The organism is Sulfurihydrogenibium yellowstonense SS-5 (assembly GCF_000173615.1).
Taxonomy (GTDB): domain Bacteria; phylum Aquificota; class Aquificia; order Aquificales; family Hydrogenothermaceae; genus Sulfurihydrogenibium; species Sulfurihydrogenibium yellowstonense.
The window spans coordinates 1-2916 of sequence record NZ_ABZS01000193.1; the positions used below are offsets into that span (position 1 = coordinate 1).

At 32.6% G+C, this 2916-nt stretch carries 4 protein-coding genes and 1 pseudogene; 4 read left to right on the forward strand and 1 reads right to left on the reverse strand.

The window, feature by feature from the left end:
• A pseudogene (locus SULYE_RS08445) lies at window positions 1-107 on the forward strand (phosphoribosylaminoimidazolecarboxamide formyltransferase); the annotation flags it as partial.
• A 12-nt stretch (window positions 108-119) separates the two neighbouring features.
• Window positions 120-974: a bifunctional methylenetetrahydrofolate dehydrogenase/methenyltetrahydrofolate cyclohydrolase FolD gene (folD, locus tag SULYE_RS07360; protein ID WP_007548047.1), complete on the forward strand. Its 855-nt coding sequence runs from the start codon at window positions 120-122 to the stop codon at window positions 972-974.
• Window positions 975-1362: 388 nt separating this feature from the next.
• On the opposite strand, the gene SULYE_RS07365 is transcribed toward folD, so the two are convergent.
• Complete coding sequence (locus SULYE_RS07365) at window positions 1363-1899, reverse strand: hypothetical protein (RefSeq protein ID WP_007548049.1); 537 nt, start codon at window positions 1897-1899, stop codon at window positions 1363-1365.
• 142 nt (window positions 1900-2041) lie between these two features.
• Here SULYE_RS07365 and SULYE_RS07370 point away from each other — a divergent pair, with 142 nt between their 5' ends.
• Complete coding sequence (locus tag SULYE_RS07370) at window positions 2042-2332, forward strand: hypothetical protein (RefSeq protein ID WP_007548051.1); 291 nt, start codon at window positions 2042-2044, stop codon at window positions 2330-2332.
• Window positions 2329-2916 (forward strand): exodeoxyribonuclease III (locus SULYE_RS07375; RefSeq protein ID WP_007548052.1); only part of this gene is annotated, 588 nt, incomplete at its 3' end. The genes SULYE_RS07370 and SULYE_RS07375, both read left to right, overlap by 4 nt.

A 2916-nucleotide genomic window follows, 5' to 3' on the forward strand; every position in this document is an offset into this window, starting at 1 on the left:
CAGTTATACAGCCGGGTGGTTCTATCAGGGACCAAGAAGTAATAGATGCATGCAATGAGCATGGAATTGCTATGATTTTTACAAACATGAGACACTTTAAACATTAAGGAGTAGAAGGCTTGATTTTATTAGACGGAAAATCCTTAGCTGAAAAAATAAAAAATCAAATAAAACAAGAAATAGACCAGCTAACACAAAAAGGCTATAGACCGCCTGTTTTATCTGTGATTCTTGTCGGAGAAAACCCAGCAAGTCAGATTTATGTAAATAAAAAAATTAAAGATTGTGCATCGGTAGGAATAAAATCAAAACCGTTTTTCTTACCTGAAAACATAACCCAAACAGAGCTTTTAGAGCTTATTGGAGACCTAAACGGAGATGAAGAGGTTGATGGAATTTTAGTCCAGCTTCCGCTGCCATCTCACATAAACACCCTTGAAATAATAGAAGCTATAAACCCAAACAAAGATGTTGACGGATTTCACCCTATAAACGTTGGAAAGCTTGCAACAGGAAGAAATGATGCAATACTTCCATGTACACCCTACGGAATAATGAAGCTTTTACAAGAATACAATATTGACCATTTTGGAAAAGATGTTGTAGTTGTAGGAGCAAGCAATATAGTAGGAAAACCAATGTCTTTATTATTTTTAAAAGATGAAAAATCAACTGTAACCATATGCCATAAAAATACAAAAGACTTAAAATCTCATACACTTAAAGCAGATATCTTAGTCGTAGCAGTAGGAAAGCCGAATTTAATCACTGAGGATATGGTTAAAGAAGGTGCTGTTGTTATTGATGTAGGAATTAATAGAGTTGATGGTAAAATCGTAGGAGATGTAGATTTTGAAAACGTAAAGAAAAAAGCCTACGCAATTACCCCTGTCCCCGGCGGCGTTGGCCCGATGACTGTCGCTATGCTTTTATATAATACATTAGAAATTTATAAAAAGAAATACGTCGGGTGAGAAATTCAACGAAAACATGAGATTCTTCGTCGGCTGTAGAATGACAAATAAGTCAATTGTTAACATGCTTTCCCTTTCTCTGTCATCCTCCTGAGGCCGTAAGGCCGAAGGATCTCATTTTTTGATTTTTTGACTTGAAAAGAAAAACAGGAGATTCTTCGCTTCGCTCACAATGACGAAGTTGATTTTTACAAGCAGTCTCATGAAAATATCTTACCTTTTATATCTCACACTTTTCATTTCTCATTTTCTCAAATTTTTAAAAGAGGAGATCCTTGAGACTTATGTACTCAGACTAACAGTCAAGATTGATAGATATCAGTTAAGTGTGACTTTGTAGTTCTGCAGTCTGTAAAGAATCTCCTATTTTATTTGATTTTTCGTCATATCATCTCAAAAATACAAATTTACATTTTTGATTTTCATAATCTCTTTCTTCCCACTTTATACCTTTTACTCCTGCCTCTAAACCTTTTATAAAAGCCTCTATAAATCCCCATCCGCACCAGCACACACAATGCTCAATTGGCCCAAGTCCCCTTGGTTTTAAAACTCCCTCATAAAATACACAATTACAAATATAAGCTTCATTGCTATTTCTTTCTATTATGTATGCAAAACCAAAAGCATTTAAAGATTTTTCAAGCAAATCTTCCCACTCTTCTCTTGGATGCTTTTCCATTAGAGATTTGGCAACTTCCCTTCCAAGCTGCCTGATTATTGCATATCCACCATTTTGACCAAATAAATTTTGAATTTCATCTGCAAAAGCGAAAACAATATCTTTTCCGATAGCGTTTTCTTTGTTTTTCTCGTTAACAGATTTCACTATATTATCTACAGCCTTTTCTCCAATGATAGCTTTGGTCAGGTCTATTATAGTATTGATTACTTCCTTATTTATCTCGCCTTTTATCTCTACCATGTCAATCTACCTCCGAAAATTGTTCCGTAATATTATTTACATAATTCTGTTAAGAAATTTTTAAAAGTAAATGAATATTTCTTAATTACTTTTTATAAGTGTTATAATTTTAATCATAATGGCAATTTTAGGAGGCATAAAGATGGTTGAATTTATACTTCAAAACATTTTGGCAGTAGGGCTATTATTTTTCTTAATTGTTGGTCTTGCTTTGGCATGGAATATTAAACCTATGAGGTATGGGTTAATTACTGCAATAATCATTGTTATCTCGATTGCAGGTTTGGTGAATTATGGTGGGCTTACAGTTGAAAAAATGATTGCTAAATCTGGATATATTGCTTTATTTTTGGTTTGGCTCACGGTTTTGATAGTCTTTGTAGTTGGCATGTATAAACTTTGGAAAAATTATGGAAATGGTGAAGCACAATGAAAATTTGTACATTTAATGTTAATTCTATAAAAGCACGAAAAGATTTGGTTATTGAATGGTTAAATCATAGAAATAACGATATAGATGTTTTATGTTTTCAAGAGATTAAGGTAGAAGATAAAAACTTTCCTTTTGAAGATTTTAAAAAGCTTGGTTATGTATATCAAGATATTTCTGGACAAAAAGGATATAACGGAGTTGCTACTTTATCTAAGCTTGAAATTTCTCATTATCAAAAAGGTTTAAATCACGAATACTTTGATGTTCAAAAAAGGGTTTTAATTGATAAAATCACAGAAAAAGAAATTTTCGTGATTAACACATATGCTCCACATGGAGATTTGAGAGGTGGAGAGAAATATTATTACAAATTGGATTGGTATAAGCATTTTATCAACTTTCTAAAAGAAAATTTTGATTTTGACAATCAAAAGGTAATATTACTTGGAGATTTGAATATTGCATTAGAAGATATAGATGTTTACGACCCTGTACTACTGACAGATTCAATCGGAACCATGCCAGAAGAACGAGAACTTTTAAGACAGCTTTTAAATCTTGGCTTGATAGATACATTTAGAAAC